This is a genomic window from Paenibacillus sp. LPE1-1-1.1, assembly GCF_040676435.1.
Taxonomy (GTDB): Bacteria; Bacillota; Bacilli; order Paenibacillales; family Paenibacillaceae; genus Pristimantibacillus.
In genome coordinates this window covers 1-451 of record NZ_JBEGHY010000015.1, presented here as the reverse complement: position 1 = coordinate 451, position 451 = coordinate 1, and the positions used below count along the sequence as shown (strand labels likewise).

The 451-nt window shown below is 43.2% G+C and carries 1 protein-coding gene; it reads right to left on the bottom strand.

Annotated features, from left to right (window positions below):
* A partial coding sequence (locus MRBLPE1_RS16780) for a hypothetical protein (RefSeq protein WP_364147388.1) occupies positions 1–187 on the bottom strand: 187 nt, incomplete at its 3' end.
* Between the last annotated feature and the right edge of the window lie 264 nt (positions 188–451).

Genomic DNA, 451 nt, shown 5'->3' with positions numbered 1-451 from the left:
TCATGAGCAAGGTATGGTTCGTTGGCGTCAGCAATCTTGAAGACGGAACCGCCTTTGCTTGAATGACATGTGAACTAGCATTAACTGATTCTGCCTTTGTAACGAGATTCGATCCGAATGCGCTTGCCGATACGATAGCAGTTAAAAGTGCTAGAGTTGTTACGCGTCTTGTAAGTAATGTTTTCATAATTGTCAGCTCCCTTTATATTGATATACTAGAACAGTGTGCTAAGGCATAATCAGTCCCATTTTGCAGCCATAACAAGCTTCTTGCAGCCAGTTTTTTTGACTGCAGCTTAAAATTTTTAATGTCCCTCACTACCGCCGAACATTTCTTGCGAGTAAATAATACCTAGACCGTATGCGCCGCCGTGTTCTTTAGCAATATCTGTTGTCGCTTTGTACGTTTCGGAACGTGCCCAGTCGCGTTGCAGTTCCAGTAGGTACTGTT